The 286-nt window shown below is 65.7% G+C and carries 1 protein-coding gene; it reads right to left on the bottom strand.

The window, feature by feature from the left end; all coding sequences use genetic code 11:
• On the bottom strand, positions 1 to 286 hold a 286-nt coding region (locus P0G09_RS20645; protein ID WP_275253615.1), incomplete at both ends, for an ATP-binding cassette domain-containing protein.

Below are 286 nucleotides of genomic sequence, written 5' to 3' on the forward strand. Positions count from 1 at the left end.
TTGCTCCCGGGGCCTTTTGAGCGATCAGCGCGTAATCCGGGGTGAAGTCGGCCTTGAGGGGGGCTTCGTCGTACCGGATGCCGTAGTCCATCAGGGCACCGGTACCCTGATATCCCAGCACCTCGCGGCCGGTGTGGCTGTCCAGCGCGCCGGTGGGCTCATCCGCCAGAATGATCGCCGGGTTGCGCACTAGCGCCCGCGCGATGGATACGCGCTGCTGCTGGCCGCCCGAAAGCTGGTTGGGCTTGTTTTTCAGCTTATCGCCCAGCCCCACCTGCTCCAGCAC

The sequence above is a fragment of the Faecalibacterium sp. DFI.5.82 genome, from assembly GCF_029076575.1.
GTDB classification, from domain to species: domain Bacteria; phylum Bacillota; class Clostridia; order Oscillospirales; family Ruminococcaceae; genus Faecalibacterium; species Faecalibacterium duncaniae.